Source organism: uncultured Martelella sp. (assembly GCF_963677965.2).
Taxonomy (GTDB): Bacteria; Pseudomonadota; Alphaproteobacteria; order Rhizobiales; family Rhizobiaceae; genus Martelella; species Martelella mangrovi.
In genome coordinates, this window is sequence record NZ_CAXXFM010000001.1 from 3,598,985 (window position 1) to 3,610,946 (window position 11,962).

Annotated in this window: 17 protein-coding genes; 3 read left to right on the plus strand and 14 right to left on the minus strand. The window is 59.2% G+C overall.

Translation table 11 applies throughout. The annotated features are described in order from the left end of the window. Positions 1-8 precede the first annotated feature (8 nt). The 5 genes from ACHZCU_RS16780 to ACHZCU_RS16800 all read right to left on the minus strand — a co-directional run bounded on the left by ACHZCU_RS16780 (position 9) and on the right by ACHZCU_RS16800 (position 2,250). Entirely contained in the window at positions 9-710 is a 702-nt protein-coding gene (locus ACHZCU_RS16780; protein WP_319519654.1) for an N-acetylmuramoyl-L-alanine amidase, read from the minus strand. Between the two features lie 71 nt (positions 711-781). Further along, a complete protein-coding gene (locus ACHZCU_RS16785; RefSeq protein ID WP_319519655.1) occupies positions 782-1,153 on the minus strand; it encodes a sigma factor-like helix-turn-helix DNA-binding protein in 372 nt (123 codons plus the stop codon). Beyond that, a complete protein-coding gene (locus ACHZCU_RS16790; protein ID WP_319519656.1) occupies positions 1,146-1,358 on the minus strand; it encodes a hypothetical protein in 213 nt (70 codons plus the stop codon). Before ACHZCU_RS16790 ends, ACHZCU_RS16785 begins: the two co-directional genes overlap by 8 nt. After that, positions 1,355-1,630, minus strand: a complete 276-nt coding sequence (locus ACHZCU_RS16795; protein ID WP_319519657.1) for a hypothetical protein — start codon at positions 1,628-1,630, stop codon at positions 1,355-1,357. Before ACHZCU_RS16795 ends, ACHZCU_RS16790 begins: the two co-directional genes overlap by 4 nt. Continuing rightward, the gene (locus tag ACHZCU_RS16800) at positions 1,627-2,250 is read right to left on the minus strand and encodes a regulatory protein GemA (protein ID WP_319519658.1); all 624 of its coding nucleotides are present in this window, start codon (positions 2,248-2,250) and stop codon (positions 1,627-1,629) included. Before ACHZCU_RS16800 ends, ACHZCU_RS16795 begins: the two co-directional genes overlap by 4 nt. A gap of 89 nt (positions 2,251-2,339) precedes the next feature. Here ACHZCU_RS16800 and ACHZCU_RS16805 point away from each other — a divergent pair, with 89 nt between their 5' ends. Beyond that, positions 2,340-2,813 carry a hypothetical protein gene (locus tag ACHZCU_RS16805; RefSeq protein WP_319519659.1) on the plus strand — a complete coding sequence of 158 codons (474 nt, stop codon included), beginning with the start codon at positions 2,340-2,342 and terminating at the stop codon, positions 2,811-2,813. 2 nt (positions 2,814-2,815) lie between these two features. On the opposite strand, the gene ACHZCU_RS16810 is transcribed toward ACHZCU_RS16805, so the two are convergent. From ACHZCU_RS16810 to ACHZCU_RS16850, 9 genes are all read right to left on the minus strand, one after another. Continuing rightward, on the minus strand, positions 2,816-3,409 hold the full coding sequence (locus tag ACHZCU_RS16810) for a DUF3164 family protein (protein WP_319519816.1): 594 nt from the start codon (positions 3,407-3,409) through the stop codon (positions 2,816-2,818). Between the two features lie 173 nt (positions 3,410-3,582). Beyond that, positions 3,583-3,822, minus strand: a complete 240-nt coding sequence (locus tag ACHZCU_RS16815; RefSeq protein WP_319519660.1) for a hypothetical protein — start codon at positions 3,820-3,822, stop codon at positions 3,583-3,585. Then, the gene (locus tag ACHZCU_RS16820) at positions 3,819-4,121 is read right to left on the minus strand and encodes a hypothetical protein (RefSeq protein ID WP_319519661.1); all 303 of its coding nucleotides are present in this window, start codon (positions 4,119-4,121) and stop codon (positions 3,819-3,821) included. Before ACHZCU_RS16820 ends, ACHZCU_RS16815 begins: the two co-directional genes overlap by 4 nt. Further along, a complete protein-coding gene (locus ACHZCU_RS16825; protein WP_319519662.1) occupies positions 4,118-5,149 on the minus strand; it encodes an AAA family ATPase in 1,032 nt (343 codons plus the stop codon). The genes ACHZCU_RS16820 and ACHZCU_RS16825 overlap by 4 nt, the downstream gene beginning before the upstream one ends. 94 nt (positions 5,150-5,243) lie before the next feature. After that, the gene (locus ACHZCU_RS16830) at positions 5,244-7,202 is read right to left on the minus strand and encodes a transposase domain-containing protein (protein WP_319519663.1); all 1,959 of its coding nucleotides are present in this window, start codon (positions 7,200-7,202) and stop codon (positions 5,244-5,246) included. Next, entirely contained in the window at positions 7,199-7,657 is a 459-nt protein-coding gene (locus ACHZCU_RS16835) for a hypothetical protein (RefSeq protein ID WP_319519664.1), read from the minus strand. The genes ACHZCU_RS16830 and ACHZCU_RS16835 overlap by 4 nt, the downstream gene beginning before the upstream one ends. Then, a complete protein-coding gene (locus tag ACHZCU_RS16840) occupies positions 7,654-8,463 on the minus strand; it encodes a ParB/RepB/Spo0J family partition protein (protein ID WP_319519665.1) in 810 nt (269 codons plus the stop codon). Before ACHZCU_RS16840 ends, ACHZCU_RS16835 begins: the two co-directional genes overlap by 4 nt. After that, the gene (locus ACHZCU_RS16845; RefSeq protein WP_319519666.1) at positions 8,463-8,816 is read right to left on the minus strand and encodes a hypothetical protein; all 354 of its coding nucleotides are present in this window, start codon (positions 8,814-8,816) and stop codon (positions 8,463-8,465) included. Before ACHZCU_RS16845 ends, ACHZCU_RS16840 begins: the two co-directional genes overlap by 1 nt. Before the next feature lie 213 nt (positions 8,817-9,029). Next, on the minus strand, positions 9,030-9,317 hold the full coding sequence (locus ACHZCU_RS16850) for a helix-turn-helix transcriptional regulator (protein ID WP_319519667.1): 288 nt from the start codon (positions 9,315-9,317) through the stop codon (positions 9,030-9,032). 143 nt (positions 9,318-9,460) lie between these two features. Here ACHZCU_RS16850 and ACHZCU_RS16855 point away from each other — a divergent pair, with 143 nt between their 5' ends. Both ACHZCU_RS16855 and ACHZCU_RS16860 read left to right on the plus strand, forming a co-directional pair. Beyond that, positions 9,461-10,144, plus strand: a complete 684-nt coding sequence (locus tag ACHZCU_RS16855; RefSeq protein WP_319519668.1) for a S24 family peptidase — start codon at positions 9,461-9,463, stop codon at positions 10,142-10,144. 69 nt (positions 10,145-10,213) lie between these two features. After that, positions 10,214-11,950, plus strand: coding sequence for an ATP-binding protein (locus ACHZCU_RS16860; RefSeq protein WP_319519669.1), 1,737 nt, complete (start codon positions 10,214-10,216; stop codon positions 11,948-11,950). The last annotated feature ends 12 nt before the right edge of the window (positions 11,951-11,962 follow it).

The window sequence follows — 11,962 nt, forward strand, 5'->3', positions numbered from 1 at the left end:
GCCGCGCCTCATGCGGCCAGCGCCTGGAAGGGCGGCATGCCTTTCAGCGCGCGGTCCATCTCGTCGCGCGTCTGAGGGCCGACCACGCCGTCATCGACAATGCCGCGCAATTGCTGGAACCAGATCGTGACCAGCTCGACCGTGTGATCGAAGGCGTCAGTCGGTTGTATGGGCCATTTGTGGCCGATCTTCTTGCGGTAGCGCGCAAGGTCATCGACCCAAGCAGCAACGGCGGGACCGTGATCGCCGCGCCGCAGAATGTCGTCTTCAACGCTGGCTGTGGCATCCATTGCCGGGAACAGGTGGGCGTATTCAGGACGGGCATCGAATGAGGGGCAGGCCTTGCCCGCATCATAGTCGTGATGGCCGCTGATTTTTTCGATATTAAGCCGATCGCGCAGATCGATGATTTCCGCAAGAAGCGCATCTTTCTGAGCGGGCGTGCGGGTGTCGGCAGCGGCGGTGAATTCGCGGTTCATGCCGCCGACATAAACCACACCGATCGTGCCGGTGTTGTGGCCCTTCACATGTGCGCCGATGCGTTCAATCGGCCGCCCGGCCATGCGGCTGCCATCGAGATAGATGACGCGATGATAACCGATCCCGGACCAGCCGCGCGCCTTGTGCCAGGCATCGATCTCGGCGACGCTGACCTCGCGTCCGGCCGGCGTCGCGGTGCAATGAATGACGATTTCGTTGATGGGTCGCATGACTGCCTCCGATTTGGAGGCAAGGTATTTCAAGCCTGCATTCGCGGTCATGACCGCCACGGCAGGCAACCCTAGAAAAGGTCCATCTGGCGGCTCGGCTTCTTGGGCTTTGGCGGCTTCGGCGAAGCTCTCAAAAGCTTGTACACGCCGCTTTCGCTCATGCCAAGACGCCGGGCAATGTCGGCATGGGAAAGACCCTGCAGCCGGTATCGATCTGCGCGGAAACGGCGCGCCAGCGGCACCTTGATATGCTCGCCTGGATAAAGATCCGATAGCCGGTAGAGGATATCTGTCCCAAGCGCTTCCTTGTCGGCTGATTTTTGCGGATCATGCGGCACATAGAAGCGAATGCCGCCGACCCTTTCGATCAGATGCATGAATGCGTCATCGCCAAGCGCGCCGCGAAGCTCGGCTTCCATGTCGCGGCGATCGTCATCATACATGACGGCCTCCCGGATCGCGCTGGGTCTCGAACCGGATCAGCTCGGTGGTGACGATCGAAAGCTCATAGGCAAGCCCTGCGCGCTTGCGGCTTTGCGGCGGCAGGCCATGAAGACGCTTCAAGAGCGCTTCACGGCGCTTTTGAAGCCTCCTCAAGGAGCCGCGATCCTCGAACGTCTGAAACAGCGGAAGGGGAGCGGCCGTCATGGCTTCTCCCTTTCCGGCCGGGGCCCGATCCAGTGGCGCGGATAGCAGGTCACGACCGTCTCACCGCGCAGGATGAATTTCGCGTTTTCAGCGATCACGGCCGACGCGCCGAGACGAACGCCTGCCTCGCACCGGTTCGCAATGATCGCGCGGATCGCCTCGGTATCGAGTCCGTGGACGCGCTCGATGAAACGGAGCACGGCGTGATCGGTGACAACAGGCACGGTTCTGCCTGTCTGGGGCATGGGGTTGCGGGGCTGCTTGCGGGTCATGATGCGCTCGCCTTCTTCGCCCGGACCCGCCGGCCGAGTGCGTTCATCACCGCGATCCACTCAGCGCGGCTCAAATCCCGGTCGCTAAAGCGATACCCGGAAAGCGACCAGGCTTCATCCCAGAAAGTCTCGGGTGGCATGTCGAGAAGCGCCCACTGCGCGAGGGCAATCTTGTAGCCTTCGGCCTGACGCCAGAGCGGCATCTTGGCGTGAACGCGCCAGTCGACGTCCGCCTCGCGCGTCATCCACGCCTTCAGCGCCTCGATCGCCTTGGCGGCATCATCGGCGTAATAGAGAAAACGCGTGTGGTCGATCCCGGTCTGGCGCTTGACGAAGGCGAGCAACGCCTTGTCGTCGCGGTTTTCGACGATGCCAAGGTTCCAAGCGCCGATCCACAACGCCTGCAGTTTTGGGGCGAACGGGCCTGTTAGCTTCTTACGGCCGTCAGGTCGACTGTCTCCGCCGAGCCGTCGAAATTCGGCGGCAACAGCGTCTTTCTCCATGTCGCTCATCAGGGCGAGTTTCGGTTTGGCTGTCACGCGCTCGTAAACAGTGCGGCGGGCTGTCTCATCAAGGCCAAGCTTATTCGCGATGGCATGAATGGTTCGGTGAGCGGTCATTGTCTGCTCCCGCGCGGTGGCTTATGAGAGGTTGTATTCGCGAAAAGGGAACAATTATGAGATTGATGAGAGGTATAGCTGGAGCACTGTTGATCGCCGGTACGGCACAGGCCAATGACCAGCCCATAAACCCTGCAATTAAGCTTCAAAACCTCGATACAGCTTTCGAGAGAGCCGCTGCTGCGCTCGACACCATGACCACGATATATGCGCCATCCTGCTCGGACGGGCCACCCGCGTCCTGCACCTTCCAAGGGTACGGTCCCCTGGAAATTCACGGTATCTCCGACACTATCGACAGCCCGCCATCCAACATATCTCTTTATTGGACCGTCTCCGAAAACGAGGATGACATGAAAGCGTTCGTGCTGAATGTCGGTCTGCTGGTTTCTGTAGCTGAACCAGATATGGAGCAAGATGACCGCGGGAATGTCATTGCGGCTATCCTCGATGCTGCTGCTGGCAAAAGCGAGAGCAATATAATCGATGGCGTCAATGCCGATTTCTCTGCAACTCTGTTGGGGGACACCGTCATAATTGTGACGGAAAAAGCAGTTCGCTGACATCACGCACCCGCCCTCGCCAGATCGATCGTGATCGCCTGCCAGCGGTCCTCGACCGTGCGCCGGTGATAGAACCGGACATACTGCTTCGATCCCGTCACCCGCATAGCGTCGCGGATCGCGCCCATGGCACGCTGCCAGCGTTCGTCCTCGATGTTGTGGCGGAGCAGGCCGAAGATTTCGGCGCGATTGATCTGGCCTTCCTTGTCGGTGTTGAAGGCGCGGGTGACTATTGCCTGGATTTCCGGGCGGCTTTCGGCTGACCATTCATTCAGGCATTCGTCGATCAAACCCTTGGCGATCTGCAGCTCCGGGCCGAAATCGATCCGCTCGGCGACCTGCACCTGAATCTTTAAGAGCCCGTCATAGGACTGATAGGTCCGGTTGCCCTTCTTGCCGCCCTTGGTGACCTCGTATTCCTGCGCCAGCAGCGCATCGAAGCCGTCGAGGTCGATCATCGTGTGTTCGAGGAACCGGCCGATCTGGGCGGAAAGGTCGAAGGCAAAGGCGATCACCTTACGCACCACCTCATCCTCCAGCTTGTGCTGCGGCTTCACCATATCGAGCGGCACCAATCGGGCGCTGGCATCGGTCATGAAATCCCGGCCGTTCACCAGGGTTACGCCGGTGCCGATCTCGCGCACCTGTGCCTGGTAAAGCGCCTCCGGCACGAACCGGCCGCGCACGTCCTCGACATAGCGTTCGCCGTCAATCTCGGCGACGCGGACCTGCCGCTCCTCATTCTCAAGAATGCATGCTTCCATCGCGTTCATGCCGCGTCGCCTCCGTTGGTGTCGTTGGTCAAGGTCAGTTTCAGCGGGGGCAGGGGCTCCCGCGTTTCGGCGAGGAGGCGGTGTTCCGCCTCCAGTTCCTCGGTCAGCGCTATGCCGGTGTTGAGCCGCGTGAGGATGCCCTCAAGCTCGTTGACCGTCGGGCGCTTCTGGGCGCGGATGAAAAGCCGCATCTCGTCGCGCACGCCGCCGAGATAGTCGGATGCCTGCAGGTTCATCGCCGTCCTCCCGTGAAATCCGGCCGGACAATCTTGCCTTCCGGGTCCGTGACGAGCTGGCCGAGCTTGCGGCCGGCTTCCTGATCAAGCATGCCTTTTTGCGCGTTGCGCTGCTCCGTGACCCGATGGATTGCGACTTCCTCTTCCATCGATCGGGCAAGCCTGCGCATCGCCTTGAGCTGCTTGACGAAGCGGGAGGTCTCCTCGGCCGACAGCGAGCAACCGGTATGGGAGCAATCCCCGAATTGCAGGGCGTAGTGGGCGATCGTGTCGCTGAGCGTGGTGTCGAGGTAGCTCATGAGGCGATGTCCTCAACGTCACGATTTTTCCAGGCGGTCTCGACGTGGTGTGCGTTGATCGGCTCGTCGTCGGCCATCGCCAGCATGGCCGCAAGCTTCAGCGTCTTGTCGATCTGGCCGAGCGCGCCGCCCTTCAGCCCCATGCCGATCAGCGTTTTGATCGCGACCGGATCGGTGACGCCCCAGGCATCGATAAAGGCTTCGAGATCCTGCCGAAGCGGCTGGCGGCGGTTGAGCCGCTTGCCGATGCGCCGGCGAAGCTGGGCATAGGACCGGCCCTCGCTCTTGCTGGCAAACCGGCCATACACCTCGTCATTGCCGACGAGCGCCACACCGCAGCCATAGATATCGACGAAGTGTCGGAGCTGGTTGATCGCGTCGTCGACGAGGTTCTGCGCCTCGTCGATGATCAGCAGCGTGCCGCCGCCGATGCGCTCCAGCTTCTTGCCGATCGCGCGCGTGAGCTTGGCGGGATTGTGCTCCTGCACGTTTAGTTCGGCGGCAAGCTCGATCAGCATTGCATGCACATTCTTGGTGTGCGGGCTGACGGTTGCGAGATAGGCATGCGGGCGGGTGGCGCAATAATGTCTGCAGGCCATGGTCTTGCCCATGCCGGCTGCCAGCGTGATGATAACGAAGTCGGACGTGACCTGTGCCCAGCTCAAGGTCTCCAGAACTTCATGCGCCGTGCGGGTTTTGAGAAAGGTCGGAGATTGCGGGACTTTCGCGGCGAAGGCCGCCTGGTCCTCGACATCATCAAGCCACTGGCGCACCGTCTGGTTCTGCTTGTCCAGACGGCCATTGTATTTGCCCGAGACCCATTGCGAGAATGTGCCGTCGGCCATGCCGCAGCGTCGCGCCACCTCGGCTTTCGTCCAGCCGTTGTCGTTGGCAACTTCGATCACCCGGTCGATCAGCGACCACCACTGATCGATGTCGTCCTGGTTTCGGTTTGCGGAAAGCACTGGTCCCGCAACGGGGCGTTCCCAGAGTGTCTTGGTTTGGCTTGTGCCAGCATAAATGTTCATTTATGGTTCCTTTGCTTAACTGTTGGGCGGGGGTGACCCCGCCCTCTTTTTTTGGAACCGTACGCACTACATTTCGGTTGTCCGCCGGACATGACTACTCGTCCGACGCCTTCCCTTTCGGGAACTTGATCACCCCGCCATCGCCCCGGATCATGGACATGGCGCGGGAGAAACTATCTTCGAAGTCGCTCGCGTCTTCCTGTTGCTGCGGCTTCATCTGCGGCACAGTTGCGATGCGCGTGACGACCGGGCGCTGAGGTTCGACAGGCGTGGGGGCTTCAGGCTTTTCGCCGCGATAGATGATCTCGCCGAGCTCGCGTGCGGTGAGCTTGCGCTTGGCAGCAAGCGCCGCCTTCTGAGCCTTCAGATAAGCGCTGCGGTTCTTGCCGTGCTCGCGGGCCTTGGCGATATCGCCGAAGCCGGTGTCATCAAGGCATTCTGCCTCGCAGATCAGGCTGTCATTCAGGTCGTAGACCTTGACCGGCTGGTGCAGATTGTCCGGATCAAAACGGACCGTGACCTTTTTGCCGGCATATTGCGTGAGCTCCGGCGACCAGTAGCGGTTCTTCTGGAAATGGATCATGCCATTGCCCTTGGCGGCCTTGATCGCCTCGGAGGCAAGCAGCCAGAGCGAGCGTTGTGCCGCCGTCGGCCAGCGGACAATGCTGGTCGGCTTGGCTAGGCTCTCCTCGAATGTTTCGTCGAAGCTGCGGCCATTGCAGGTCTCGGAACGCCGTCCCGGCTGGGCATTGTGCTCGGCAACCTGTGCCGCCACATGCATTCTGAACTCCTCAAGCGGGATCGCCCGCGCGGCATAGTTCTCCGGCTTTTCCTCGGGGTTGCGCCCTGTATAAGCCCCGGAGCAGAACGGATGCTTGGCGATCGCTTCGGCAAGGTCGCGCCACGCGCGCTCAATCGGCTTAGACTGACCGGAATAGGGCTGCGAAAAATGCAGGTTGATACCGAGCGTCGTCACCAGCCCGCGCGGGTCCTCATCGCGTATCTTGAAGCGGAAGCGGGTGCGGCTCTGACCGGAAATCCATTTGCTGGCAAAGGCCCGTCCGTTGTCGAGCACCATGTCGTCGGGAATGCCGAATGCCTCGACCATATCGCCGATGACTAGCCGCACCGTTTCCCATGTCTCCGCCTCGGAGAGACGCCAAGCGACGATCTTGCCGGAATAGACATCCTGAATGCCGAGCAGATACATGCGCGTCGGTTTTTCGGACCAGGGCACGCGGACGAACACGTCGATCTTGTGCCCGTCCATGTTGACCGCCTGCATGGCGTGCAGGCTGACCTTGCTGCGGCGCTGGGCTGGGTAAAGCGCCTTCGCCTTGTCGCCGCCCTCGCGGGCAATCACCTGCTCGGCGTGCGGCACTTCCGCCTCAAGGCGACGGCGCAGGGCGCGCTCACCTGGGATCGGCGACCAAGCGTGATGCTCGGCAACCTTGATCATGCGTCGGTAGCAGGCCGAAAACGCCGGGCGCTCGGGGCGCAGATAATCGGAAATCAGAAACCGCCATGCATCTTCATGGCATTCAGCCGCGCGCGTCGCGGAGGAAAACGAGGGCGCGAGCGCGGCTAGCCAATCGGCGCGTGGCGCTTTGTCGGCAAGCGACTGCCAGTAATAGAGCACGCGTTGGCTGACGCCCTCCATCTTCGAGACGACTTCGAAAGCAGTCCGCGCCGTCACGCCCGCGTCGATCATTTCACGGACCTTTAAAAGAGCCTTCAAACGCTTTTCACAGGCCTTTTTATGGGGCGTTGAAAGGGCTTCATATTTTGCCCAAAGCTGCTTGCGAGCTGTTGCGGCTTCCCGGTCCCGTCTGTTCTCGTCTTCCAGATGCCCGACCTTCAGCCGCGCCTGGGCCGCGTTCGGCAGAAGCGAGATATGATACTCAAACCCGCCGCCGCGACCCGCGCGCTTGCGAACATGGGCGCTGGCGCGCCAGCCCTGGCGTTCGCCGAATTGCTCTATGCCACGCCGCGTGCCCGGCATGTCCGGCAGCTTCGCCTCGGCGAGCTCGGAGGAGGTAAACCACTCCTTCATGACCGCCCCCGCCGAATGTTCACGGGCCGCGCAGTCAGTGCCTTCAGCTCGGCGGTCAGCTTGCGCCGTTCCTGCTCAAGCCGGGCGATCTCGGCAAGCCGCGCCTCGTCGCCTTCCAGCAACAGCAGCCCGTCATCGGAAACGACCTCGTCCCAAAGCCACATCGCGCCGGTCGCCCGCACAAACGCCTTGAACCGCGCGAGGCTGATATCGTGGCCGTTCTTGCTTTCCGCCGTATAGGCATCGAGCGTCGCCTTGGAGATGCTGGCAAGCCCGAGATAAAGCGCCATCCGCGCGGCAATCGTGGGCCGGTCGTAAGGGCATTCGCGGATCGCCCGCGCCATCGCCCGCTTCACCCGCGCCCGGAAGCGCTCAAGGTCGATGGATTGCGCGGCCTCGCGCACGGGGAACAGCGGCTCGGCGAAGAAATCGAGCTGGTCGGGATCGGGTTTCATGCCGCATCCTCCCGGTCGATTTCCGCCAGAAACGCCTTGCGCGTCGCATCATCGGCCTGACGCCAGATATCCAGAAGCGCCTTCAGCATGGCATCGCGCTTCGCTTCGGGCTTCTCCGTGGGCCGGACGGCTTTCACATGGCCGAGCGCCTTCTTCAGATCGCCGCCCTCGGCGCGAAGCGCAATCGCCGCGCGCCGCTGCTCCTGCGGCTCCATCTTGGCAAGCTTCAGAAGTGCCGCCTGGTTATCGGCCACCGGCGTGCCGCGCACGGCGGCCCGGAGATCGGAATGAAGGCGTTGAGCGATGCGGTTGAGGCGGAAGTACGAGCGCTTTGAAAGTCCCATTCTGTCCGCCACGTGGCCAGAAAACCCTTGAGTGCCCTCGTCTTCGATTAATTGTGCCAAGTTGGCACAATTTCCGGGGCGACCCGGTTCAACCTTGCCGTACTTGCTCTCCCAGACATCACGATAGGTCTGAACGAAAACCGCGCGATCAATCACCGAAAGCTCATTGCGAAACAGGTTCTCGGTGATCTCAAGCAGCACCGCCTCCTGCTGATCCGCGTCGACGACAACGGCGTCAATCTCGGTCTCGTCCAGCAATTCCACAGCCCGCAGCCGGTGCGCACCCGCGACCAGCGTATAGGCCCCGCCCTTGGCGGCAGGCGTGGCGCGCACCGTCACCGGGTTCAAAAGTCCGTGTTCCACAACGGAGGCCGAGATCGCCAGCGCATGGTCTTCCTCAACCGCGCGAAGCCGCTCCGGCACATGGATTTTGGCGATGGGAATGGTTTTGGAAACAGCCATCACGCCGCCTCCTCGAAGATCGAAAGCAGCGCCGCGTCGGCCCGCTCCGCCATGGAGGAGTAGTAGGCCAGAAACACCGGCCTTTCGCAGCGGTCGTCGATGATGCGTACGGCCCGGTTCACGGACTCGCGGGATCGTCCCTGCATCCGCGCCACGCGCCGCTTCGGCACGTTGAACCGGCGGATCAGAATGTGCAGCGCGATCTGCCGCGCCAGCGCTGCGTCGAACATCTCATGCGGCGGGTCGATGATCTCGCCGATCGTCAGATAGGGAAATCCCTCCTGCACCGCCATGACGCAGGCATGATAGAGCGCGCTTTCGCGTTCCTGGGCGCTGTGGAGATTGATGGTCATGCGTCTCTCCGGCATGTCGAAGTCGCAAGCGCCATGTCTAATTCGCCGTGACGATTAGACTTGTGGTTGCGGCGGAAAATGGAAAAAATGTGAGTCGTGGAACGGAAGGACAGCGCGCGTCGGCCGGGGGCTCGAGTGTCTCAACCGAGATGAGCCTCTCCAAAAAGCCGGAGAAACTGGCCAGAACCGTCTGATCCATCCGCTCCACACCCATCAGGCGGCGTCCTTTTTGGTCTTCTCGCCTGTGGACTCTGCCGCGTATTCGCGCGACAGAATGGTGTTCGACCGTTTGGGATAGCGGCCGGGGAAAAGCAGTTCGACGGGAACCTTGAGAAAGCGGGCGATAGCGCGCTCCACTTTCTGATTTGGCCGTTTCCATACGGCGCGGAAGGTTCCGGGGTTGAGTTTGTTGATCTCAGCGAGCTTCGTCAGCGTCATGCCGCGACGATGAAGCTCCGCCTTGATCGCGAACTGATCCCACGTTTTGGGCTTATCCGGCATCTGTCTCTCCGGTCTGGGGCTGTTGGCGCAGCCCTTATTTTTGGTCAAACAACGCGCATTTGCCGTCAGCGAGTGCGCTACAGATGTAGGGATAAGACATAATCCGGACTTTGTAAACCCGGAATTTATGTTTTAAGGGTTTTGTGGCACGCCAAGAGATATTCAAAACCGAGCTCGGGCGACGTCTGAGAGAGGTCCGCACAGCTCTTGGGGATCAACAACGGGATGATTTTGCTAATATTTTAGGAATTCATAGCCGTAGCGTCGCCAATTATGAGCGAGGCGATAATCAGCCAAATAGCGACGTGCTTTTGGCTTATCGGCAGAAGCTCGGGGTCAATGTCGATTGGATTTTGACCGGGGAAGGGGAGATGTTCGAAGAACGATCCCCGCGTTTAAAGTCCGAAAAGGCCCTTATCACTTTGCCGTTTTTCGAAGCCGAGGCTGCGGCTGGTTTTGGCCGCATAGCCCTGGACGAATTGCCAGCCGGGTCTGTTGCCTTCGAACGCGCCTTCCTGCGAGACCTAGGCGCATCGCCAGACAAATGCTTCATCATGAAGTCCCACGGCGACAGCATGCAGCCCACCATCCCCGACAACTCCCTCCTGATCGTAGACCAAAGCCAAACCGAAAAAATCGAACACGGCTGCATCTACGTCTTCAGAGTAGGGGAGGTTCTCTTGGTAAAGCGGGCGAGGTGGCACATGGACGGCAAACTGGAACTCAGTTCGGACAACGCGGCCTATAAGCCGGAGTTCCTAGACCAGACGCACGCCGACACGCTGAGCGTGCTGGGTCGGGTGGTGTATTTTTGCCGAGTGCCCTAGATGCATTCGGGACCAAGCGAGTAATAAAGACTGCGGCATTGCCCGGATTGCAAAGCAAATGAGAATGACATGCTTCTGAATAAGGTTTCCATCAAAAACTTCAAAGCGATCGAAGCTACCGATATCGAGCTGGCGCCATTTACAGTGATTGTCGGGGCAAATGGATCTGGAAAAAGCTCAGTTCTGCAGTCGCTACACTGGATGCTGCAATCGGGCCGCAGCCTTTCTATCGACACAAATAAAGACGTCAAAAAAGGTTCAACGCTTTCGGAAAAAGAAGCCACCTATATGCCGTCACCAGACTATCGTAACTCGGGAAACGGACCTGAGTACGGGAATAAGGCCGGCACGCCGCAACTTGATCTATCTGTCAAGGCGACCGATGAAAATGAAAACAAGATTGAGGCCAATATGTGGATTAAATCTGCAAGAAACGAAGGCCTCAGCGTTCATGTTCCTGCCAATAACGAATTCGTTCGAAAACTCCGCGACCGAAGTCAGGAGTTCAGTTCATACATACCTGGGTTAGCTGGGATTCCTCTTGATGAAGTTAAACGGACAAAGGTGATTGTTCATCGGCAGGCGGCGGCCGGTGATGCAAATACTGTCTTGCGCAATATTCTTCTCTTGCTGAAAGAAACAGAGATTGAAGGTCTCAGCGGCCTTGATTACGTTACAACATTTGTTTCGCAAGTGATGGGTGAGTTGGAGCTCTTTGTCGAATTTGACGAGGAGCGGCATTCAACCATCCATGCGCAGTTTCAAACTTTGAAGATGAAAGAGTCTGATCAAAGACGCCGAAAGCCACTTGAATTGGCCGGCATAGGTTTTCTTCAGGTTATCCAGATTTTCACATACTTGGTTTATTTTCGACCTGTGCTTCTTTTAGTCGACGAACCCGATTCGCATCTTCACCCGGCCACTCAGGAACGGTTAGTTCGTGTTTTGGCTACGGCGGCAAGGGAGTTCGGCACGCAAGTGATATTGTCGACGCATAGCCCTTCCGTCGTTCGGGCGCTTCCGCCGGAGGCCAAGGTTGTTTGGATGAAGGATGGTGAGGTGCAAGAAAATGGCGACACCGCTGGTCGTCAAATGATGGGATGGGGACTCCTCGACAAGCGTATACTTCTGCTGACTGAAGATACAAAGACGCATTTGATACAGGCGCTTCTGTCCCAGTGGCCGGATCTCGAGCGGGTCGTAGCACTGTGGCCACTCCACGGTTCAGGTAAACTACTAGACCCCGATGGCTGCGCCTCACTGCAGCAATTGTTCGGAGATGGTATGAAAATTGTACTGCACCGCGACCGAGATTTCATGATGCCCGCCGAAGCAACTGCTTTCACAGAGCCGTATAAGCAGAGAGGCATCGAAGTTTGGCTAACCCGTTCATCCGACTTGGAGGCATTTTGGGCTGAAGTGGCGGTGCTGCAAGAGCATTTCGGTATTGATGCGGGGGCGGCTGAAGAATTGTTGGCCACAGCTGTCATTCAAGGAAAAGCGAATGCCGCAGACGAGCAAAACCGAAATTCAAAGAGACACACTATCCGAAATCAGCCACCGTTGAAGAAAATAGCGGAGAAGGGGGAACTCGCGACATTCTCAGACGAACAAGTCGTTGCTGAGTACTCGCAACCCGGTCCGCAGCATGTGATTTTAGGTAAGACGCTCTGTAGCAAAATTCGCGAAGCGGCACAGAACTTGGAACTTCCCGGTTCAACGGGATTTGGAAAAGCCGTGCCAACAGGTTTAGCGGACTCTTTGGCACAAGACTTGAAACAGGCTTTAGAAGCTGTTCTGCAGTGATAGAAAAGCAGC